Origin of the sequence: Calidifontimicrobium sp. SYSU G02091, from assembly GCF_022631395.1 — a bacterium.
Lineage (GTDB): Bacteria > Pseudomonadota > Gammaproteobacteria > Burkholderiales > Burkholderiaceae_C > Calidifontimicrobium > Calidifontimicrobium sediminis.
Map to the genome: position 1 here is coordinate 198,904 of NZ_JALBGB010000001.1, position 21,272 is coordinate 220,175.

Genomic DNA, 21,272 nt, shown 5'->3' on the forward strand with positions numbered 1-21,272 from the left:
GTCACGACAACCAGCGTTTGCGGCGCTTGTACGACTTCACGTCGCGGAAGCTCTTGCGGTCGCCGCCGCCCATGCCGAGGTAGAACTCCTTGACGTCCTCGTTCTCGCGCAGCGCCTTGGCCTCGCCGTCCATCACGATGCGGCCGTTCTCGAGGATGTAGCCGTAGTCGGCGTAGCGCAGCGCCATGTTGGTGTTCTGCTCGGCGAGCAGGAACGTGACCTTCTCCTTCGTGTTGAGGTCGCGCACGATCTCGAACACTTCCTCGACGATCTGCGGCGCCAGCCCCATGCTCGGCTCGTCGAGCAGCACCATCTTCGGGTTGGCCATCAGCGCGCGGCCGATCGCGCACATCTGTTGCTCGCCGCCCGACGTGTACGCCGCCTGGCTCGTGCGGCGCTGCTTCAGGCGCGGGAAGTAGGTGTAGACCTTCTCCAGTGTCTGCGCCACCGCCGCCTTGCCGTCGCGGCGCGTGTAGGCGCCGGTCATCAGGTTTTCCTCGATCGTCAGGTGCGCGAAGCAGTGGCGGCCTTCCATCACCTGGATCACGCCGCGCTCGACCATCTGCGCCGGCGTCATCTTCTCGATGCGCTCGCCCCGATACTCGATCGAGCCTTTCGTGACCTCGCCGCGCTCGCCGGCAAGCAGGTTGCTCACCGCGCGCAGCGTCGTCGTCTTGCCGGCGCCGTTGCCGCCGAGCAGCGCGACGATGCCGCCCTCGGGCACCTGCAGCGAGACGCCCTTGAGCACGAGGATCACGTGGTTGTAGATGACCTCGATGCCGTTGACGTTCAGGACGATCTGTCGTGGTGTGCTCATGAGGCGCCTTTCGACTCGTTCGAGCGCCGCGCGCGGCGCTCGAACGAGTCCCCTGCAGTCCGTCCCCCTCCCCGCGGGGGAGGGGCCAGGGGAGGACCCCGGCATCCCTCCCTCAGGGAGGGAGGGGCAGGGGCGGGAGCCGTCAGTGCGGCAATCCCCGATGGCCAGCCTGGTCGGGAAAGCCGATCAGGACTGGCAATCGGCCGCCGTCCGGCGCTCGATCTTTTTCTCGGCCGCGTACTTGTCGGCGGCGGCCTTGATCATCGGCTTGATGATCGACTGGTCGCTCTGGTACCAGTCGCTCGTGAACTGCCACTTGCTGCCGTCCCAGGTGTGGATGCGTGCCCACACCTCGCCGCGGTGGTCGGCGCACGAGGTGCTGATCGGGCGCAGCACGCCGGCGAAGCCGAGTTCGTCGAGCTTCTTCTGGTCGAGCGCGAGGTTCTCGTAGCCCCAGCGCGCCTGCTCGCCGGTCATCACCTTGCCCTTGCCGAAGCGCTCCTGGGCGCGGCGCACCCCCTCGACCGACAGCATCGCCGCCATCAGGCCGCGCATGTACAGCACCTGCCCGACCTCTTCGCGCGGTCCCGTGCCCTGGCCTTTGTCGTGCACCAGCGCGAGCACGTCCTTGACGACCTTGGCGTTCGGCTCGGCGCCGTGCTGCAGCGTCAGCGCGTTGTAGCCCTTGGCGCCCGCGCCGACGTCCTTCACGTCGGGTTCGGCGCCGGCCCACCACACGCCGTACATCTTCTCGCGCGGGTAGCCGGTGGCCTGCGCTTCCTTCAGCGCGGTCGAGTTCATCACGCCCCAGCCCCACAGGAACACGTAGTCGGGGCGGTTCTGGCGGATCTGCAGCCAGGTCGCCTTCTGCTCGACGCCCGGGTGCGCGACCGGCAGCAGCTGCAGGTCGAAGCCGTGCATCTTGCTGCGCTCCTGCAGCAGCGCGATCGGCTCCTTGCCGTAGGGGCTGTCGTGGTAGACGAGGGCGATCTTCTTGCCCTTGAGCTTGTCGAAGCCGCCTTCCTTCTTCGCGACGTGCTGCACGAGGATGTCGGCGGCGTCCCAGTACGTGCCGGTCAGCGGGAAGTTCCACTTGAACACCATGCCGTCGGTGCTCTCGCTGCGGCCGTAGCCCGCCGTGATCAGCGGGATCTTGTCGACCGGCACCTTCTCGGTCAGCGCGAACGTGATGCCGGTGGACAGCGGGTGGAACACGGTGGCGCCCTTGCCCTTCAGGCGCTCGTAGCACTCGACGCCGCGGTCGGTCGCGTAGCCGGTCTCGCACTCCTCCCAGCTGACCTTGACGCCGTTGATGCCGCCCTTGGCGTTGACGAGCTTGAGGTAGTCGATGTAGCCGTTGGCGAACGGCACGCCGTTGGGTGCGTAGGCGCCGGTGCGGTAGACCAGTGCCGGGAAGAACTGCGTGTTGGCCTGCGCGTAGGCGCTGGTCGCGACGCTGCCGAGGCCGGCAGCCATGATGGCGGTCGCGACGGCAAGGGACTTCAGGTTCATGTCTGCCTCCAGAGGGTTGGGAACGACAACGTGTGCACTCGTCAGTGCTCGGGGCACCGCCCTTGGGCGGTGAATCGCGAAATCAGTGCGGGAACGGCCACAGTCGCAGCTTCTCCTTGCCGATCGACCACAGCCGCGCCAGCCCGTGCGGCTCGACGATCAGGAAGAACACGATCAGCGCGCCGAAGATCATGAACTCGGCGTGCGAGACCGCCGCGGTGCTGATCTCGACGCCGACGAGGTGGCCGAGCGCCGGCAGGAACTGGTTCAGGAAGATCGGCAGCACGACGATGAACGCGGCGCCGAAGAAGCTGCCCATGATCGACCCCAGCCCGCCGATGATGACCATGAACAGCAGCTGGAACGAGCGGTCGATCGAGAACGCCGCAGGCTCCCAGGCGCCGAGATGCACGAAGCCCCACAGCGCGCCCGCGACGCCGACCATGAACGAGCTGACCGCGAACGCGGTGAGCTTGGCGTAGACGGGCCGGATGCCGATCACCGCGGCTGCGACGTCCATGTCGCGGATGGCCATCCACTCGCGGCCGATGTGGCTGCGCACCAGGTTCTTCGCGATCAGTGCGAAGACGATCACGAACGCGAGGCACAGCAGATACTTCTCGACCGGCGTGTCGATCGGGATGCCGAACGCCGAGAGGTTGCGCACGCCGACCGACCCTGACGTCGAGTAATTCGTGAACCAGCCGATGCGCAGGAACGCCCAGTCCCAGAAGAACTGCGCCGCCAGCGTCGCGACGGCCAGGTACAGGCCCTTGATGCGCAGGCTCGGGATGCCGAACAGCACGCCGACGACGGTCGCGCACAGGCCACCGAGCAGGATCGCGACGATCATCGGCATGCCGTCGACGCGGATCATGAAGTTGTACGCGGCGTAGGCCCCCACCGCCATGAACGCGCCGGTGCCCAGCGAGATCTGGCCGCAGTAGCCGACCAGGATGTTCAGGCCCAGCGCGGCGAGCGACAGGATCAGGAACGGGATCAGGATCGCGCGGAACAGGTACTCGTCGGCCAGCAGCGGCACGCCGACGACCGCGAACGCGATCAGCAGGCCGATCGCGATGCGGTCCTGCGCGATCGGGAAGATCTGCTGGTCGGCGCGGTAGCTGGTCTTGAACTGGCCGTTCTCGCGGTAAATCATGCCCCCACGCTCCCTGCGGTCGCTGCCCCCCGAGGGGGCGCATGCAGCGCACCGGCGAAGCCGGATCCGCGCATGAACCTTGATCGAAACACCATCGCGGCCACGGCGCTACACGCGGTCAATGATCTTCTCGCCGAACAGCCCCTGCGGCCGCACGAGCAGCACGAACAGCACGAGCACGTAGCCGAACCAGATCTCGATGCCGCCGCCGATCTGCGAGCCGATGTAGATCTCGGCCAGCTTCTCGCCGACGCCGATGATCAGCCCGCCGATGATCGCGCCCGGCACGCTGGTCAGGCCGCCGAGGATCACGACCGGCAGCGCCTTGAGCGCGACCAGGCTCAGCGAGAACTGCACGCCGAGCTTGGAGCCCCAGATGATCCCGGCCACCAGCGCGACGAAGCCGGCCACGCTCCAGACGATGACCCAGATGCGGTTGAGCGGGATGCCGATCGACTGCGCGGCCTGGTGGTCGTCGGCCACCGCGCGCAGCGCGCGGCCGGTCGACGTGTACTGGAAGAACATCGACAGACCGATCACCAGCGCGGCGGCGATCGCCGCGGCGTACAGGTCTTCCTTGTTGACGAGCACGCCGCCCTCGAACACGCTCTCGAGCAGGAAGATCGGGTCCTTCGGCAGGCCGACGTCGATCTTGTAGATGTCGCTGCCGAACAGCGTCTGCCCGAAGCCGTCGAGGAAGTAGGTGATGCCCAGCGTGGCCATCAGCAGCGTGATGCCCTCCTGGTTGACGAGCTTCGACAGCGCGAGGCGCTCGATCAGCCACGCGACGACGACCATCAGCGCCATCGCGGCGATGAACGCGAGTACGTTGGCGAGCAGCTTGCTGTCGAAGCCGCCCCAGTGCGGGAACCACTCCGAGAAGCGCGCCATCGCCAGCGCAGCGAACAGCACCATCGCGCCCTGCGCGAAGTTGAACACGCCGCTGGCCTTGAAGATCAGCACGAAGCCGAGCGCGACGAGCGAGTACAGCATGCCCGTCATCAGGCCACCGATCAGCGCTTCGATGAAGAACCCCATCGTCGGTCTCCTGGCGGGTCAGTGCGAGGTGCCGAGGTACGCGCGGATCACGTCCTCGTTGCGGCGCACCTCGTCGGGCGTGCCGTCGCCGATCTTCTTGCCGTAGTCGAGTACGACGACGCGGTCGCTGATGTCCATCACGACGCCCATGTCGTGCTCGATCAGCACGATCGTCGTGCCGTACTCGTCGTTGACGTCGAGGATGAAGCGGCTCATGTCCTGCTTCTCCTCGACGTTCATGCCGGCCATCGGTTCGTCGAGCAGCAACACCTGCGGCTCCATCGCGAGCGCGCGGCCGAGGTCGACGCGCTTCTGCAGCCCGTAGGGCAGCCTGCCGACCGGCGTCTTGCGGTAGGCCTGGATCTCGAGGAAGTCGATGATCTTCTCGACCACCTCGCGGTGCTCGACCTCCTCGCGCTCGGCCGCGCCCCAGCGGATGGCCTGCTGGAAGAGGTTCGTCTTCATCTTCAGGTTGCGGCCCGTCATGATGTTGTCGAGCACGCTCATGCCCTTGAACAGCGCGAGGTTCTGGAACGTGCGCGCGATGCCCATCTCGGCGACCTGGCGCGAGTTCATGTGGCTGAAGGTCTGGCCGCGGAACGTGATCGAGCCCTCCTGCGGCGTGTAGACGCCGTTGATGCAGTTGAGCATCGAGCTCTTGCCGGCGCCGTTGGGGCCGATGATCGAGCGCACCTCGTGCTCGCGCACGTCGAAGCTGATGTCGGTGAGTGCCTTGACGCCGCCGAAGCGCAGGCTGATGTTCTTCACCTCGAGGATCACGTCGCCCTGCCGGCGGCGGCGTCCTCCGTCGGCGGCGGCCTGCACGACCGGTTCGGCCACGGTGTTCATGCTGCCCTCCGCATGGCCGGCAACGTCTTGACGTCGACGATCTTCAGCGTCGCCGACACGCTGCCGGTGCGCCCGTCCTCGAACTTGACCTGCGTCTCGATGTACTGCTCGCTCTTGCCCGCGTACATCGCGTCGACGAGGACCTGGTACTTGTCGCCGATGAAGCCGCGGCGCACCTTGCGCGTGCGCGTGAGTTCGCCGTCGTCGGCGTCGAGCTCCTTGTGCAGCACGAGGAAGCGGCTGATCTGGCTGCCGGCGAGCTTCTCGTCGGCGGCGAGGTCGGCGTTGACCTTCTCGACGCAGTCGCGGATCAGTTCGAGCACTTCTTTCTTGCCGGCGAGGTCGGTGTAGCCGGCGTACGGCAGGTTGCGCCGCTCGGCCCAGTTGCCCACCGCCTCGAAGTCGATGTTGATGAACGCGCAGACCTTGTCGCGGCGGTCGCCGAACGCGACCGCCTCCTTGATGTAGGGGAAGAACTTCAGCTTGTTCTCGATGTACTTGGGCGCGAACATCGAGCCGTCGGCCATGCGGCCGACGTCCTTCGCGCGGTCGATGATCTTCAGGTGCCCGCTGGCGTCGAGGAAGCCGGCGTCGCCCGTGTGGTACCAGCCGTCGGGCGTCAGCACCTCGGCGGTGGCCGCCGGGTTCTTGTAGTACTCCTTCAGCAGCCCGGGCGACTTGACGAGGATTTCGCCGTTGTCGGCGAGCTTGATCTCGACGCCCTCGATCGGCACGCCCACCGTGTCGGCCCTGGCCTCGTGGTCGGGCTGCAGGCAGACGAACACGGCCGTTTCGGTCGAGCCGTAGAGCTGCTTCAGGTTGATGCCGATCGAGCGGTAGAACGTGAACAGGTCCGGGCCGATCGCCTCGCCGGCGGTGTAGGCCACGCGCACGCGGTTCAGGCCCAGCGTGTTGCGCAGCGGCCCGTAGATCAGCACGTTGCCCAGCGCATAGTTCAGCCGGTCGAGCACGCCGACCGGCTTGCCGTCCATCAGCGCCGGGCCGACGCGCCGGGCGACGTCCATGTAGGTGTGGAACAGCCAGCGCTTGAACGCGCCGGCGTCTTCCATGCGGATCATCACGCTGGTGAGCAGCCCTTCGAACACGCGCGGCGGCGCGAAGTAGTACGTCGGGCCGATCTCCTTGAGGTCGATCGTCACCGTGCTCGACGACTCGGGGCAGTTGACGACGTAGCCGCACGCGAGCCACTGCGCGTAGCTGAAGATGTTCTGCCCGATCCACGCCGGTGGCAGGTAGGCGAGCACTTCTTCCTTGTCGGTCAGCTTGTCGAAGCGCGCGCCGGCGCTCGCGCGGTCGAGCAGCGTGAAGTGCGTGTGCACGACGCCCTTCGGGTTGCCGGTGGTGCCGGAGGTGAAGAACATCGCCGCGACGTCGTGCGGCTGGCCCTTGGCGACCTCGTCGTCGAACAGCCGCGGGTGCTGCCGGTCGTGCTCGGCGCCGGCGGCGATCAGCACGTCGAGCGACGCGAGCCCGGGCTCGGCGTAGTTGCGCAGCCCGCGCGGGTCGTCGTACCACAGGCGTGCGAGCTGCGGGCACTGCGCGCGGATCTCGAGCAGCTTGTCGACCTGCTCCTGGTCCTCGACGACGGCGAACGCGACCTCGGCGTTGTTGATCGGGAACACGAACTCGGCGGCCACCGCGTCCTGGTACAGCGGCACCGGCACCGCGCCGAGCGACTGCGCGGCGAGCATGCTCGCGTACAGGCGCGGGCGGTTCTCGCCGACGATCACGACGTGGTCGCCGCGCGTCATGCCGGCCTGCGCGAAGCCGCACGCGAGCTGGCGCACCAGCGTGGCCAGGTCGGCCCAGGTGAGCGTCTGCCAGATGCCGTAGACCTTCTCGCGCAGCGCCGGCGCCTGCGGGCGCCTGGCGGCGTGGTCGAGCAGCAGTCGGGGAAAGGTGGCCGTCACGGACGTCTCCTCGTGGCGCCAGGGTGGGGGTCGCACCGTGCCTCTGCGACCACCTGACGGCGCCGATTGTGGAAACAAGTTTGACGCCGGCTTGTCGTTGTGACGACAATCCTCGGGCTTGTCCTATGCGGCCTTTCCCGAAGTGAGCGCCCTCGCACCCGGCCCTTCGACGCTGCTGGCGCGTTCGCGCACACTGCGCGCCGACGAGTTGGAGGGCATCCCGTGGCTGCGCACGCTGCGCCCCGACGAGCGCGCGGTGGCGCAGGCCGACCTGCGTGTCGTCCAGGTCGAGGCCGGCGAGTACGTGTGCCGCGTCGGCCGTCCGGTGACGTACTGGTTCGGGCTCATCGACGGGCTGCTGAAGATGAGCAACGACACGTCGCTGGGCATCCCGATCACGTTCACCGGGGTGCCACCGGGTGGCTGGTTCGGCGAGGGCACCGTGCTCAAGCACGAGCCCTACCGCTACAACATCCAGGCGCTGCGGCGCAGTCTGGTGGCCGGCATCACGGTGCGCACCTTCGACTGGCTGCTCGACCGCAGCATCGGCTTCAACCGCTTCGTGATGCAGCAGCTCAACGAGCGGCTCGGGCAGTTCATCGCCGCGCGCGAGATCGACCGCCTGACGAGCCCCAACCAGCGCGTCGCGCGCAGCCTCGCGGCGCTGTTCCACCCGGTGCTGTACCCGGGCGTCGGTGAGCTGCTGCGCATCACGCAGCAGGAACTGGGCTACCTCGTCGGGTTGTCGCGCCAGCGCGTCAACGAGGCGCTGCACGCGCTGCAGCAGCAGGGGCTGATCCGCATCGAGTACGGTGGCGTGCGCGTCGTCGATCTCGAGCGGCTGCGCCGCTACGATTGACCGCCCGTCGGCCCGCGCGCTGGAGCCGCCGGCTCACGCCACAGCCGCCACAGCACGACGAGCGACGCCGCGGCGTTGGCCAGCGCGAGCAGGCCGAACAGCGCGACGCCGGCACCGCTGAGCCCCGGCAGCCGCAGCGCCCAGCCGAACGCTGACGACAGCACGCTGAACAGCACCCACAGCCAGAACAGCGCCCGCCGCGGCTGCCACAGGCGGCGCCACCGGCTCAGCATGCGTCGCCGTCGGTGGGCACGACCGCGTCGGCATCGGCGTTGGCGATGCCGGCGGCGACGTGCCCCGCCGGGACGTGGCGGGCCGCGTGCTCGACGTGACCGGTCTGGTCGTCGAAGAAGAAGTCGGGTTCGAACGCGCGCAGGAACTCGCCCTTGGGCAGGCCGCCGAGGAACATCGCCTCGTCGACGTCGATGCGCCAGTCCATCAGCGTGCGGATCGCGCGCTCGTGCGCCGGCGCGCTGCGCGCGGTCACCAGCGCGGTGCGGATGCGCATGCTGCTGCCGGGCTGCTGCTGCAGCCGGTGCAGTGCCTCGAGCAGCGGCTTGAACGGCCCGGGGGCGAGCGGCGTCGCGGCGCGGGCGTGCTCGTGGTGCTGGAAGGCGTCGAGCCCGCCGGCGCGGTAGACACGCTCGGCCTCGTCGGAGAACAGCACGGCGTCGCCGTCGAACGCGATGCGCACCTCGTGCGGGTGGTGCTCGCTGGCGCGCGCGCTCGCCGGGTACACGCGCGCGGCCGGCACGCCGGCGGCCAGCGCCTGGCGCACGTCGGCCTCGTTGGCCGACAGGAACAGGTGGGCCTTCAGCGGGTGCAGGTAGCGCCAGGGGCTCTCGCCGCGCGTGAACACGCCGCGTTCGATCGCCAGCCCGTAATGCCGCGCCGAGCGGAACACGCGCAGCCCCGACACGGGGTCGTTGCGCGACAGCATCACGACCTCGACGCGGTCGCGCTCGGCCGCGCCGGCGTTGAACGCCAGCAGCTTGTGCACCAGCGAGAACGCGACACCCGGGCGTGCTGGTTCGTCGAGCCGCGCGAGCTGCAGCTGCATGTAGGCGCGGTCGTCGCCGGCCTCGAAGACGCGGTTCTCGTCCTCGAAGTCGAACAGCGCGCGCGACGAGATGGCCACGACGAGGCGGCCGGCGAGCGAGGCGGGCATGGCCGCAATGCTACGCGCGGGGCCATGCCCGCGCGCGCCGGGCGCCGCCCGCCTTCAGTGCACGAAGCCGATCGGGGCGCGCTTGGTGCTCGGCTCGGGCAGGTCGCGCACCTCGACGGTGCCGCGGCCATCGAGCTTGGCATTGCCGAACGCCGTCATCCACGCGCGGCGCATCTCGCGCGGCGCGAGCTCGCTCATGCGGTCGAGCACGGCCTCTGCGGGCTGCGGGTCGAAGCGCGCACCCCAGTCGTGGCTGGCGCGGATGCTCGCGTACAGGCGCAGCGCGATCGCGCGCGCGGCGTCGCGGTCGGGCATGTGCACCTGGTAGACGTTCATGCGGTTGAGGATCGGCTCGGGGATCGCGCGCTCGTCGTTGGCGGTGGCGACCCAGATCACCTGGCTGGCGTCGATCGCGACCTCGGCGAACTCGTCGGTGAAGTGGTGCGCGGTGTCGTGCTCGAGCAGGCTGTACAGCGCGCCCAGCGGGTCGTAGGCGTGCTCGCCGCGCGCCTTGTCGATCTCGTCGACGACCATCACCGGGTTCGCGTAGGCACCGTCGACCAGCGTCTCGAACACCTTGCCCGGGCGCGCGCCCTTCCACTGGCTCGACGCGCCCGACAGCACCCAGCCGGCGGTCAGCGAGCTCATCGAGATGAAGCCCAGCCCCGTGCCCAGCAGCTGTGCGACCTCGCGCGCGAAGTGCGTCTTGCCGACCCCCGGCGGGCCGAGCAGCAGCATCGGCGTGATCTCGAGCGCGTCGCGGCTGTCCTCGCACAGCGCGAGCTGGCGCTTGACGTCGTCGAGGACTTCATGGAAGTTGGGCAGCTCGTCGTACAGGTGGTCCATCGCCGGCACGCCGGCGGGCTTGACCTGGAAGCGCTCGGGGCCCTTCTCGAGCATGCGCTCGTAGGTGCTGCGCAGCGTTTCGTGTTCCTTCGGCGGCAGCTTGGCCAGCCGTTTCTCGACGTCGTCGACGCGGAACACGGTGCGCATCTTCGCGATCGGGATCGCACCGCGATCGGCCACCGGAACGAGCTCGTGCGACTTCGTCATGCACACCTCCAACAACGGCACACGTGCGAATGATTCAAACAAACCCGGCCGGGTTTCAAGCCCGGAGCAGCGGGGAAATTCCCAACAACTGCACGCCGAAGATTAGCAAGACGCGCGCCTGCGAGCGTGCCTGGCGGCGACCCGACACGCAGATCCCGTCCGGCCGGTTGGCACAACACGGATATGCGCCGGGCCCTCTCCAGCGGCCGCCGCGGATCCGGCTGCGCCGGTCCGCTGGCGGCGCCCCCTGGGGGAGGCACCGCAGGCGCTTCGGCGGGGCTACCTGACCCAGGTGTTGAGCTGGATGATCGGCAGCAGCACCGCGAGCACGATCAGCATCACGACGACGCCCATCGCGACGATCAGCAGCGGCTCGAGGAGGGTCGCCAGCGCCATCGCGCGGCGCTGCACCTCGGCGCTTTGCTGGTCGGCGGCGCGCTGCAGCATCTTCGGCAGCGTGCCGGTCTGCTCGCCCAGGCGCGCGAACATCGCGAGCAGCCCGGGGAAGCGCTTCTTGGCGGCCAGCGCGGCGGCCAGCGGGGCACCCTCGCGCACCTGCACCAGCGCGTCCATCGCATCGGCGCGCAGCGCGCGGTTGGCCAGCGTCTCGGCCGCCGCCTGCAGCGCCTTGAGGATCGGCACGCCGGCGCCGGCGAGCATCGCCAGCGTGCCGGCGAAGCGCGCCGCGTTGTAGCCGCGCGCGAGCCGCCCGACGAGCGGCAGCGCGAGCCACGCCGCGTCGAAGCGCTCGCGGAACACGGCGTTGCGCAGCGCGAGCGCGAGCGTGGCCGCGCCGCCGGCCAGCGCGAACGCGACGAGCCAGCCCCAGCCGCGCACGAAGTCGCTGACCGCGAGCATCGCCACCGTCAGCAGCGGCAGCGCGCGCTTCGAGCTGGCGAACACGCTGGCCACCTGCGGCACGACGTAGGTCACGAGGAAGACGACGATCACGACCGCGATCAGCGAGACGATCGCCGGGTACAGCGTCGCGCCGACGAGCTTGGCCTTGAGCGCCTGGCGCGCCTCGAGGTCGTCGGCCAGCCGCTCGAGCACCTGCCCGAGCGCGCCGCTCTGTTCGCCGGCCGCGACGACGGCGCGGTAGACCTCGTCGAATTCGCGTGGCGCGCTCGCGAGCGCGCGCGCGAACGTGCTGCCGGCGTTGACCTCGCTCTTCAGGTGCGCGACGAGCTCGCGCTGGCGCGGGTCCTCGGCCTCGTCGGCCAGCGCGGTCAGCGCACGCTCGAGCGGCAGCCCCGAGCTCACCAGCCCGGCGAGCTGGCGCGTCCACACCGCCAGCGACGTCGCCGTGAACACGCGCCGCGAGAAGCGCACCGCGCCGCGCGCGGCGTCGCCGGCGGCCACCGGCGACACCGCCAGCGGCACCAGCGCCTGCGCGCGCAGCTGCGCGCGCGCGGCCTTCGCGTTGTCGGCCTCGAGCAGGCCGGTGGTCGACTTACCGGCGGCGTCGAGCGCTTCGAAGCGGTAGGCCGGCATCGGTCATTCGCGGGTCACGCGCAGCACCTCCTCGAGCGAGGTGACGCCTTCGGCGATCAGGCGCTCGCCGTCTTCGCGCATCGGCTTCAGGCCGGCGGACTGCGCAGCGGCGAGGACTTCGCTCTCGGCAGCGCGCGCGTGGATCAGCGCGCGCACCTGCTCGTCGGCGACCATCAGCTCGTAGACGCCTGTGCGGCCCTTGTAGCCGGTGTGGCCGCAGGCGTCGCAGCCCACCGGGTGCCAGCGCCCCTGCGCGTCGGCGCGCCTGCACTGCGGGCACAGCTTGCGCACGAGCCGCTGCGCGAGCACGCCCAGCAGCGAGCTCGACAGCAGGAACGGCTCGACGCCCATGTCGGTGAGCCGCGTGACCGCGCTCGGCGCGTCGTTGGTGTGCAGCGTCGCGAGCACGAGGTGGCCGGTGAGCGACGCCTGGATCGCGATCTGCGCGGTCTCGAAGTCGCGGATCTCGCCGATCATGATCACGTCGGGGTCCTGGCGCAGGATCGCGCGCAGCGCGCGCGCGAAGGTCAGCTCGATCTTCGGATTGACCTGCGTCTGGCCGATGCCGGGCAGCTCGTACTCGATCGGGTCCTCGACGGTCAGCACGTTGGTGGTGGCCGTGTCCAGCGTCTGCAGCGCGGCGTACAGCGTCGTCGTCTTGCCGCTGCCGGTGGGGCCGGTGACGAGCACGATGCCGTGCGGCTGCTGCACCAGCCGACGGAACCCGGCCAGCACGTCGCCGCTCATGCCCAGCGCCTCGAGCGTGAAGCGGCTCTCGCTCTTGTCGAGCAGGCGCAGCACGGCGCGCTCGCCGTGCGCGCTGGGCAGCGTCGAGACGCGCACGTCGATCGCGCGCTGGCCGATGCGCAGGCTGATGCGCCCGTCCTGCGGCAGGCGCTTCTCGGCGATGTCGAGCTCGGCCATGATCTTCAGCCGCGAGATCAGCGCCGCGTGCAGCGCCTTGTTCGGCTGCACGACTTCGCGCAGCGTGCCGTCGACGCGGAAGCGCACGCTCGAGCTGCGCTCGTACGGCTCGATGTGGATGTCGCTCGCACCGTCCTTGGCCGCCTGCGTCAGCAGCGCGTTGAGCATGCGGATGATCGGCGCATCGTCGGCGGCCTCGAGCAGGTCCTCGACCGCCGGCAGATCCTGCATCAGGCGCGACAGGTCGACCGCGCTCTCGACCTCGCCGACCACCGCCGCGGCACTCGACTCGCCGCCCGCGTAGGCGGCGGCGATGCGCTGCGCGAGCGAGGCCGCCGCCTCGCGCTCGAAGGTCTCGACGTCGTAGACGCGCAGCACCTCCGACAGCGCCGCCGGCGGCGTCGTGTCGCCGACCCACAGCGTCAGCGCGTGCCCGTCGTCCTCGAGCAGCAGCGTGTTCGCCTTCGCGAACGCATACGGCAGCGGGTGGCGCGCGCCCATCGTCGTGTCGCGGCGGCAGTCAGCGCACCGGCGACGGCACGGCCGGTGCGTCGCCCGCGCCGGCGGCGCCCGACGCCGGCGCGGCCGCGGGGGGCAGTACCGGAGCGCCTTCGATCGGCAGCAGCACGCTGGGCGCCGGCTGCGCGGCCTGCTGCTGCGCGCGGATCAGGTCGTAGCGGTCGAGCGACAGCTGCGCCGCGCTGGCGGCGTCGCGCATGATCACCGGGCGCAGGAACACCATCAGGTTGGTGCGGTTCTTCGTGCGGCTCTGGCTGCGGAACAGCGCACCGATGCCCGGCAGGTCGCCGAGCAGCGGCACCTGCGAGCGGCTCTCCTCGAACTTGTCCTCGATCAGGCCGCCGAGCACGAGGATCGCGCCGTCGTCGACGACGACCGTCGACTCGATCGAGCGCTTGCTCGTCGACGGCCCGGCGTTGGAGGTGCCCGGCGCGACGCGCGCGTCGACGCTCGAGGACTCCTGGTAGATCGTCATGCGAACGCTGCCGCCTTCGCCGATCTGCGGCTTGATGCGCAGCGTCAGGCCGACGTCCTTGCGCTCGATGGTCTGGAACGGGTTCGTCGTGCCGGTGCCGGTGTTCGTGAACTGGCCGGTGATGAACGGCACGTTGGCGCCGACGACGATCTTGGCTTCCTCATTGTCGAGCGTGATCAGGTTCGGCGTCGAGACGATGTTGGTGTTGGTCTGGCTCTGCAGCATGCGTGCGATCGCCGCCAGCGCGTAGGTGCCGCCGTAGTTGCGGATCAGCCCGATGTTGATGCCCTCGCCGAGCGCGACGCCCTGCGCGTTGCCGCTCAGCCCGGCGGCCGTCAGGTCGATGATGTTGCCGGTGCTGCCGAAGTTGGTGCCCGCGCCACCGATGAAGCGGTCGCCCTGGCGGCCGAGCACGCCCTGCCACTGGAAGCCGAAGTCGGCGGCGTTGTCGCCCTTGACTTCGACGATCATGCTCTCGATGTAGACCTGCGCGCGGCGCGTGTCGAGCTGCTCGATCATCGCGCGCACCTGGCGGTACAGCGGCTCGGGCGCGGTGATGATCAGCGAGTTGGTCGACGGGTCGGCCTGGATGAAGCCGCCGGTCGACGGGCCGGCCGAGGCCGCGAGCGGCGCCGTCGCGGCCGTCGAAGTCGCTGTCGTGGCGCCGCCGGGCGTCGTCGGCGTCGCGGCGGTGGGCAGCGCGGCCGGCGCCGTCGTCGCGCTGCCGCCGCCACTGCCGGCGAATGCCGCGCGCAGCACCGTCGCGAGCTTGGTCGCGTCGGCGTTCTTCAGGTGCACGACCCAGACCTGCCCGCCCGCGCTGCCGGCGGCGCCGGGCACGTCGAGGCGCTCGATCAGCGCGCGCACCTGGCCGAGCTTGGCGTTGTTCGGCGCGCGCACGAGCAGCGCGTTGCTGCGCGACTCGGCCACCACCTGCACGGCGGCGCCGCCGGCCGCCGGCGGCGCGCCGGGCACCACGGCCACCGCGCCGCTGTCGGCCGCCAGCCGCTGCACCAGCGGCGCGAGGTCGGCCGCCACCGCGTGCTTGAGCGGCACGACGTCGACGTCGGTGGCGGCTGGCTGGTCGAGCGCCGCGATGATCTTGGCCAGCCGCTGCAGGTTGTCGGCGTAGTCGGTGATGACGAGCGACGCGCTCGCCGGGTTGGCGTTGATCGTGTTGTTCGGGCTGATCAGCGGACGCAGGATCGCGACCAGGTTGTTCGGGTTCTCGTAGTTCAACCGGAACACCTGCGTGACGATCGTGTCGCCGCGCGCGGTCGGCGCACCCACCGAGACGACGCCGGTCTGCAGCTTGGCGTCGGCCTCGGGCACGAGCTTGAGCAGGCCGGAGGTGTCGACCACCGTGAACCCCAGCCCGCGCAGCGCCGCGAGGTAGCTCAGGTAGGCCTCGCGCACGGTGATCGGCTGCTCGCTGTACAGCGTCATCGTGCCGCGCACGCGCGGGTCGACGACGATCGGGCGGTCGATCATCGCGCTCATCGCGCGCGTGACGGCGTCGATGTCGGCGTTGACGAAGTTCAGCGTCACCGGCGTGCGCGAGCGCATCGCGGCGCTGACGCCGCCATTGCCGCGCTGCGCGTCGGCGCTTTGCGCGGCGGCCGGGCCGACCATCGCGACGGCCGCGGTCAACACGGCGGCGGCCAGCGCGGCGGGGGGGCATCGCGGGGGCATGGTCATCCGATCCTGATCAGGGAGGCCGCGCCCTGGCGGCGGCCGATGATGTTCAGCAGGTTGTTCAACGCGGCCTCGCTGCCGGGGGCGGCCTCGGCCTGCCCGGCAAAGTGCAGCCGGCCGTCGCGCCACTGTCCGCTGCCCGTCAGGCGCAGCGCGCCGTCGAGCGTCGTCAGCACGAGCGACGGGCCGTCGTCGCCGGCGCCGCCTTGCAGCGACACACTGTAGCTGCCCAGCGGGTCGATCGTCGCCAGCCGCGACGACGCGCCGACGAGGTCGAGCTGCAGCCGCCCGACGAAGCGCGTGCGGCCGGCCTCGTGTTCGAGCCGCCACGCCGGCGAGATCAGCCGCAGCGCGCCGCCGAGCTGCAGCGTGTTCCACGGCGTGCCCAGCCCGGCGAGCCACGCCGCCGGCCACTGGCCGATGGTGCCGCTGCGCGTCGGCAGCATCTCGAGCGTCTGGCGCGCGACGCCCGGGTGCCAGCGCAGCGTGACGCCCTCGGGCAGGCAGCAGGCGTGCTCGAGCCTCAGGTCGACCGCGCGTGCGCGCCAGTGCAGCGCCCATGCGAGCCGCCCGGGCAGCGCGGCGGCGTCGCGGCTGCCCGCACCGCCGGCGAGCAGCAGCACGGCGCTGCCGCGCCAGACGGTGCCCTGCGCGTCGGCGAGCTGCACCCGGCCCTGCGTCGCGCCGTCGACGGCGCGCGCGAGCCACGCCGCCGGCGCGAACACGACGAGCGCGGCGAGCGCGCCGACGGCCGCACCCCACGCGCCCCAGCGCCGCACCGCGCGGCGGCGGCGGTCCCAGGCGCGATCCGCCAGCGTCGACTCGGCGAAGCCCGACGCCGCGAACCCCGCGCGCACCGTCGCGCGGCGCGGCAGCCATGCGCTGCGGGGTGCCGCGTTCACGTGCTGCCTCCCGGCAGCACCAGCACGACGCTGCCGCTGTAGCCCTGCGCGCTGCGCGTGAGCTGCAGCTCGACCGGCTGCGCACGCGCGCCGCTGCGCACCTCGGTGAGCCACTCGCGCAGGCGCGCGCCGTCGACGCCGTTGAGCGTCACCGTCGCGCGGTCGCCGGCGACGACGAGCCGCGCCGCGCCGCCCAGGCGCTGCGTCGATGCCTCGAGCGCGGCAGCGGCCTGCCCCGGCGGCAGCGGCGGCGTCGCACGCAGCTCGCGCGTCTCGGCGGCCAGCCGCTGCATCTCCTGCCATTGCCGCTCGAGCCGCTCGAGTTCGACCGGCGCGTCGCGCGCGGTGCGCCACGCCGGCGCCACCGCGACCGACCACAGCGCGAACGCCGCGACCACGGTGGCGGCCAGCGCGAGCAGCCGGCGTTCGCGTGCCGCCAGGGCCTGCCAGCGCGCGCGCCACGGTGCGGCCCAGGCCGTCAGTGCACCGCGCGCCGACGCCGTCACGAGCGCCCCCCTGCCGCGTCGGCCGGGCGCGAGACGGTCACGCGCCCGTCGGCGGCCTCGACGCGCCAGCCGCCGGCGCGCAGGCGCTGGCCGAAGGCCTCGACGTGCGGTGCGCTCCAGCCGGCGGCGCCGAAGCTCAGCCGTCCGCTTTCGTAGCGCAGCGACGGCGCCGGGCCCTGGTCCTCGGGCCACGCGGCCGCGGCGGCGCCGAGCAGCGCTTCGAGGTCGGCGTCGCCGGCGCGGCCGGCCGACGCGCGCAGCAGTGCCGTCTCGCGCTGCATCTGCAGCGGCGCGTCGAGCACGCTGCGCACCTGCGGGTGCGTGCTGCGCAGCAGCTCGACCATCGCCTGCCGGCGCTCGGCGATCGCCGCGCGCTGCTGCCAGGCCCACAGGTTCAGCCCGACGACGTGCACGACGGCCAGCCCGGCGAGCCCGATGCGCACCGGCCGCCACGCGGGACCGAGCAGCTGGCGCGCCAGCGCGCGCAGCGCACGCGTGCCGCGGTGGCGCGGCGCGAGGTCGAACTGGCGCAGGTTCCACAGCGAGCGCGCGGCCTGCAGCGCGCGTTCGTCGTCGCTGACGACACGCACCGGCTGGCCGAGCCACTGCTCGGCCGCCGCCGCCGCCGCCGGCGTCGCGCTCCAGCGCGTGCCCTCGCGCTGCCACTGCGGCTGCAGCGCGCGCGCGAGCCCGCCCGCCAGCCGCAGCGTGGCCACGCCCTGCGCGTCGGACCAGGTCAGCATCGGTGGTGCGTCGGCGTCGGCGCCGGCCGGCAGCCAGAAATGGCCCTGCGGCTCGTCGCCGGGCCACGACGACGGCACGACGCGCTCGACGACGACACCGGCCTGCTCGAGCGCGGCCAGGTGCGCGGCGAGCCAGCCCTTGTGCACGACGGCCACCCACGCCGGCTGCCCCGCGACGGCGTCGGGCGCGAGCGCGAAGTGCATCGCGTCGGGCTCGTCGAGCAGCGCGTCCTCGAGCACGCCGACCAGCGCCGCGCGCAGCTTGGACGGCGGTGCCTTCGGCAGCGTCGGCCGGTGCCAGCCGACGTCGGTGTCGGCGACGACGGCGACGACGGTGTCGGCCTTCGGCAGCAGCGCCGGCGCGCAGCGGCCGTGCGCGGCGACGCTGCGCCCGTCGGCGCTCGTGACGTAGGCGTATTCGCCCGCCGCGCGGGCCGCGGCGGTGGCGCCGGGGCGCAGGCGCTCGCGCGCGGGCAGCTGGATCACGAGGTACGACATCGGGGCGGGCAGGCTAGCGGGTTCGGCAACGGGGGACAACGTCGAAAACGACGACGCGGCGCGGGGTGGCGTCCGCGTCGGCGCGGCGCCGCACCGCGCACCACGGCGCGCCGGCGGGGGCGGGCGCGGCGGCGGTCACCGCGGTGCCTCGACCATGTTGACACGCTCGCGCTGCAGCACGACGACATCGCGCCCGCTGCGCTGCACCAGCGAGCGTTCCTCGACGATGCGGTCGTCGAGCCGCAGGCGGCCCTGCACGACGAAATAGGCGGTGGTCACGCCGGTGCCGTCGAAGCGCACCGGCGAGTCGGCGCCGAGCACCGACTTCGCCTGTTCGACGCTGCGAAACGGGCTGCGGTCGCGCGCCTGCACGAGGCGCTCGGCGCTCGCGGCATCCAGCCCCTCGAGCACGGCCGCCAGCACCTCGCGCGGCGCCGTGTTCAGGTTGACCGGCGTCGGCGCCGGCAGCAGCGTCAGCCACGGCGCCAGACGCTGCACCGCGTCGTCGGACACGCCGAGCCAGCGCAGCTCGGCGACGTGGCGCGGCGTGAGCGGCGCGTCGGCGTCGGCGCTGTCGCTCCACGCGGCGCGCAGCCCGGCGGCGATCTGCTCGGCGACCGAGGCCGGCAGCCCCGCCGCCTCGCACAGGCGCTGCAGCACGCGCAGCTGCGCCGGCACGACCTGGCCCTGCACGACGAGGTTGCGCAGGTTGTAGCGTGCCTGCGCGTCGGTGATGGCGCCGGCGAGAAAGGCCTCGGGGCCGTCGTCGGTCGTCGCATCGCGGTCCACCGCGAGGAAGGTCGACAGCCGCGCCTCGGCCAGCGGCACGGCCCACGGCTCGCCGAGGTGATCGGCGCCACCGTCGCGGCCGTCCTCGCGCAGGATCAGCCGCGCCCAGTCGAGCGCCCCGTTGAGGATCCACGCCGACTGCGTGCGCGCACGCTCGGCCGCCTCGACCTGCACCGCGCGCCACTGCTGCCAGACCATTGCCGTGGCCAGCGTCGCGACGACGCTGAGGATCAGCATCGCCACCAGCAGCGCGGCGCCGCGCTGCGGGCGCGCACGGCGGTGGCGGGTGGCGTGGCGCGGCGCGGTCATTGCGGGGTCTGCGGGCCGAGCGCGACGTCGCGCGTGAGCGTGCCGGCCCACCCCGACGCGGCGTCGAACGCGAGCACGATGCGCACGCCGCCGGGCAGTTCCTCGGTGGCGGCACCGGCCGGCGCGGTTCCCGGCGCGGCGACGTCGCCGCTGGACTGCGCGTTGCTCCAGCCGTTGCGGCGGAAGAAGAAGACCTGCAGCGTGGCCACACCGTCGAGCGCGCGCAGCTGCCCCGGCTCGTTGCCCAGCAGCTGCAGCGAGCGCAGCCAGCTGTCCTGCAGCTCGCCCACGCGCGTGACGACGGGGCTGGCCCAGCGCGTCAGCGTCGTGCCGCGCAGCGCCCACACGACGAGCTGCACGCCGTCGCCGGCATCGCGCACGAGCCGCAGCGACGCACCGTCGAAGGCCAGCGCGGGCACGACGCCGACCTCGCGCACCGCCTGCAGGTCGTGCGCCCACTGCGCGAGCACCGTGTCGAGGCGCAGCATGCGCTGCGTCTGCTCGGCGTTGACCTCGCGCGCGCGCGCCATGCCGTCGACGCCGCGCCACGCCAGCGCGCTGAGCACCGCCATCACGACGAGTGCGACGAGCACCTCGACGAGCGTGAAGCCACGCGCACCGTGGCGGCGCGGTGGGTCGAAGTCGCCGTGGAGACGGGCCATCTCAAAAGCGCGGCAGCACCGTCGACAGCGTCAGCAGCGGCTGCCCGGCCTCGTCGGCGATGCGCGCGTCGACGCGGCGGAAGTTGGGGTTCGGCGTCGCGCGCACCTCGAGCCGCCCGGCGTAGGTGCGGCCGAGCTGCTCGCACGCGAAGTCGCTGTCGCCGATGCCGGGGAACTGGCGCGCGAGCTTCAGCTCGGTCAGCCGGTTGTCGGCGCACCACTGCGCCGCGGTCACGTCGACGAGCCGCTGCGTGTTGCCGCTCAGCGCACCGGCGGCCTTCAGGCCGGCGCCGAGCGTGATCGCGACGATGGCCAGCGCGACCAGCGTCTCGACGAGCGTGAAGCCCGCGGCGCCGCGGCGGCGTAGCGCCGACGTCATGGCGTGGACAGCGCCGACGGCCCGAACGGTGCCAGCCCGTCGGTGGCCAGCGTCAGCCGCTGCTCGCCCAGCCGCAGCACGATCGCCTGCGGCGGCAGCAGCGGCTCGGGGCCGAGCACGAGCGCGCGCGCGCCGACGATCTGCGCGCCGACGTCGGCGTCGAGCCAGCGCGACGGCAGCGGCGTCGCCCGCGGCAGGCCGACGAAGCGGAAGTGCGCGCCCGCCGGGTCGTCGGCGGCCGCGAGCTCGAAGCGCACCGGCACGCCGGTGGCGCGCGCCTCGGCGCGCGCCGACTCGAGCAGCGCGGCCAGCCGCGCGCCCTCGCGCTCGAGGCGGTCGGCGGCGCTGTCGCGCAGCGCGATCGCGATCGCGCCGGCGCTGATCGCGACCAGCGCGACCACCACCATCAGCTCGATCAGCGTGAACCCGCGTTGGACGCGCATCACGGGTCGTCGCGCCAGCGCGCGGCGCTACTGCCAGGAGCCGATGTCGGCGTCCTTGCCCTCGCCGCCGGGCTGTCCGTCGGCGCCGAAGCTGAAGACGTCGATCTCGCCGCGCACCCCGGGGTTCAGGTACTGGTACGGGCGGCCCCAGGGGTCGTTGGGCAGCTTCTCGACGTAGGGCTTCCAGTTCGGCGGGACCGGGCCGGTGGTGGGCCGGCGCACCAGCGCGTCGAGCCCCTGCTCGGCGGTCGGGTAGCGCTGGTTGTCGAGGCGGTACAGCTTGAGCGCCTGCATCAGGTTGTTGACGTCGGTGCGCGCGGCGGTCACGCGCGCGTCGTCGGCGCGGTCGAGCACGTTGGGCACGATCAGCGCGGCGAGCACGCCGATGATGACGAGCACCACCATCAGCTCGATCAGCGTGAAGCCCGCCGCGGCGCGGCGGCGCGCAACGGCAGGCAGGTCGCGGGCGGGGCGGGGTCGGGGGTGCGGGGGCATGGCGCGCGGGAGGCCCGGCAGCGGGCGTGAACGGAACTTCTCAATAATAGACG

At 71.9% G+C, this 21,272-nt stretch carries 21 protein-coding genes; 1 reads left to right on the top strand and 20 read right to left on the bottom strand.

The genetic code is table 11. The annotated features are described in order from the left end of the window. Window position 1 precedes the first annotated feature (1 nt). The 6 genes from MOJ79_RS01010 to MOJ79_RS01035 all read right to left on the bottom strand — a co-directional run bounded on the left by MOJ79_RS01010 (window position 2) and on the right by MOJ79_RS01035 (window position 7,306). Entirely contained in the window at window positions 2-817 is an 816-nt protein-coding gene (locus tag MOJ79_RS01010) for an ABC transporter ATP-binding protein (RefSeq protein ID WP_119289723.1), read from the bottom strand. A 186-nt stretch (window positions 818-1,003) separates the two neighbouring features. After that, entirely contained in the window at window positions 1,004-2,329 is a 1,326-nt protein-coding gene (locus MOJ79_RS01015) for an ABC transporter substrate-binding protein (protein WP_241922466.1), read from the bottom strand. An 82-nt stretch (window positions 2,330-2,411) separates the two neighbouring features. Further along, on the bottom strand, window positions 2,412-3,488 hold the full coding sequence (locus tag MOJ79_RS01020; RefSeq protein ID WP_241922467.1) for a branched-chain amino acid ABC transporter permease: 1,077 nt from the start codon (window positions 3,486-3,488) through the stop codon (window positions 2,412-2,414). Window positions 3,489-3,596: 108 nt separating this feature from the next. Continuing rightward, on the bottom strand, window positions 3,597-4,526 hold the full coding sequence (locus tag MOJ79_RS01025) for a branched-chain amino acid ABC transporter permease (protein WP_241922468.1): 930 nt from the start codon (window positions 4,524-4,526) through the stop codon (window positions 3,597-3,599). Between the two features lie 18 nt (window positions 4,527-4,544). Then, complete coding sequence (locus tag MOJ79_RS01030) at window positions 4,545-5,375, bottom strand: ABC transporter ATP-binding protein (protein WP_119289732.1); 831 nt, start codon at window positions 5,373-5,375, stop codon at window positions 4,545-4,547. Next, entirely contained in the window at window positions 5,372-7,306 is a 1,935-nt protein-coding gene (locus MOJ79_RS01035) for an AMP-dependent synthetase/ligase (protein WP_241922469.1), read from the bottom strand. Before MOJ79_RS01035 ends, MOJ79_RS01030 begins: the two co-directional genes overlap by 4 nt. Window positions 7,307-7,424: 118 nt before the next feature. Here MOJ79_RS01035 and MOJ79_RS01040 point away from each other — a divergent pair, with 118 nt between their 5' ends. Beyond that, window positions 7,425-8,165 carry a Crp/Fnr family transcriptional regulator gene (locus MOJ79_RS01040; protein WP_442863080.1) on the top strand — a complete coding sequence of 247 codons (741 nt, stop codon included), beginning with the start codon at window positions 7,425-7,427 and terminating at the stop codon, window positions 8,163-8,165. Here MOJ79_RS01040 and MOJ79_RS01045 read toward each other — a convergent pair. The 14 genes from MOJ79_RS01045 to gspG form a co-directional block, all read right to left on the bottom strand. Beyond that, window positions 8,156-8,398 carry a hypothetical protein gene (locus MOJ79_RS01045; RefSeq protein ID WP_241922470.1) on the bottom strand — a complete coding sequence of 81 codons (243 nt, stop codon included), beginning with the start codon at window positions 8,396-8,398 and terminating at the stop codon, window positions 8,156-8,158. The genes MOJ79_RS01040 and MOJ79_RS01045 overlap by 10 nt on opposite strands. Continuing rightward, on the bottom strand, window positions 8,392-9,333 hold the full coding sequence (locus tag MOJ79_RS01050) for a 5'-nucleotidase (protein ID WP_241922471.1): 942 nt from the start codon (window positions 9,331-9,333) through the stop codon (window positions 8,392-8,394). The genes MOJ79_RS01045 and MOJ79_RS01050 overlap by 7 nt, the downstream gene beginning before the upstream one ends. Before the next feature lie 54 nt (window positions 9,334-9,387). Then, entirely contained in the window at window positions 9,388-10,386 is a 999-nt protein-coding gene (locus MOJ79_RS01055; RefSeq protein ID WP_241922472.1) for an AAA family ATPase, read from the bottom strand. A 279-nt stretch (window positions 10,387-10,665) separates the two neighbouring features. Beyond that, a complete protein-coding gene (gene gspF, locus MOJ79_RS01060; protein WP_241922473.1) occupies window positions 10,666-11,880 on the bottom strand; it encodes a type II secretion system inner membrane protein GspF in 1,215 nt (404 codons plus the stop codon). A gap of 3 nt (window positions 11,881-11,883) precedes the next feature. Then, window positions 11,884-13,305 carry a type II secretion system ATPase GspE gene (gspE, locus tag MOJ79_RS01065; protein WP_241922474.1) on the bottom strand — a complete coding sequence of 474 codons (1,422 nt, stop codon included), beginning with the start codon at window positions 13,303-13,305 and terminating at the stop codon, window positions 11,884-11,886. A 19-nt stretch (window positions 13,306-13,324) separates the two neighbouring features. Further along, window positions 13,325-15,490 (bottom strand): type II secretion system secretin GspD, encoded by a 2,166-nt coding sequence (gene gspD, locus MOJ79_RS01070; RefSeq protein WP_241922475.1) that lies wholly within the window; start codon window positions 15,488-15,490, stop codon window positions 13,325-13,327. Window positions 15,491-15,492: 2 nt separating this feature from the next. Next, window positions 15,493-16,395 carry a type II secretion system protein N gene (gene gspN / locus MOJ79_RS01075; protein ID WP_241922476.1) on the bottom strand — a complete coding sequence of 301 codons (903 nt, stop codon included), beginning with the start codon at window positions 16,393-16,395 and terminating at the stop codon, window positions 15,493-15,495. Beyond that, window positions 16,392-16,901 (bottom strand): type II secretion system protein GspM, encoded by a 510-nt coding sequence (gene gspM, locus MOJ79_RS01080; protein ID WP_241922477.1) that lies wholly within the window; start codon window positions 16,899-16,901, stop codon window positions 16,392-16,394. The genes gspN and gspM overlap by 4 nt, the downstream gene beginning before the upstream one ends. Further along, window positions 16,898-18,142, bottom strand: a complete 1,245-nt coding sequence (gene gspL / locus MOJ79_RS01085; protein WP_241922478.1) for a type II secretion system protein GspL — start codon at window positions 18,140-18,142, stop codon at window positions 16,898-16,900. Before gspL ends, gspM begins: the two co-directional genes overlap by 4 nt. Window positions 18,143-18,277: 135 nt before the next feature. Then, window positions 18,278-19,240, bottom strand: a complete 963-nt coding sequence (gspK, locus tag MOJ79_RS01090) for a type II secretion system minor pseudopilin GspK (protein ID WP_241922479.1) — start codon at window positions 19,238-19,240, stop codon at window positions 18,278-18,280. Beyond that, the gene (locus MOJ79_RS01095) at window positions 19,237-19,902 is read right to left on the bottom strand and encodes a prepilin-type N-terminal cleavage/methylation domain-containing protein (protein ID WP_241922480.1); all 666 of its coding nucleotides are present in this window, start codon (window positions 19,900-19,902) and stop codon (window positions 19,237-19,239) included. The genes gspK and MOJ79_RS01095 overlap by 4 nt, the downstream gene beginning before the upstream one ends. 1 nt (window position 19,903) lies before the next feature. Beyond that, a complete protein-coding gene (gspI, locus tag MOJ79_RS01100; protein WP_241922481.1) occupies window positions 19,904-20,281 on the bottom strand; it encodes a type II secretion system minor pseudopilin GspI in 378 nt (125 codons plus the stop codon). Further along, window positions 20,278-20,724 carry a pilus assembly FimT family protein gene (locus tag MOJ79_RS01105; protein WP_241922482.1) on the bottom strand — a complete coding sequence of 149 codons (447 nt, stop codon included), beginning with the start codon at window positions 20,722-20,724 and terminating at the stop codon, window positions 20,278-20,280. Before MOJ79_RS01105 ends, gspI begins: the two co-directional genes overlap by 4 nt. 27 nt (window positions 20,725-20,751) lie before the next feature. Next, a complete protein-coding gene (gene gspG / locus MOJ79_RS01110; protein WP_259374238.1) occupies window positions 20,752-21,219 on the bottom strand; it encodes a type II secretion system major pseudopilin GspG in 468 nt (155 codons plus the stop codon). Between the last annotated feature and the right edge of the window lie 53 nt (window positions 21,220-21,272).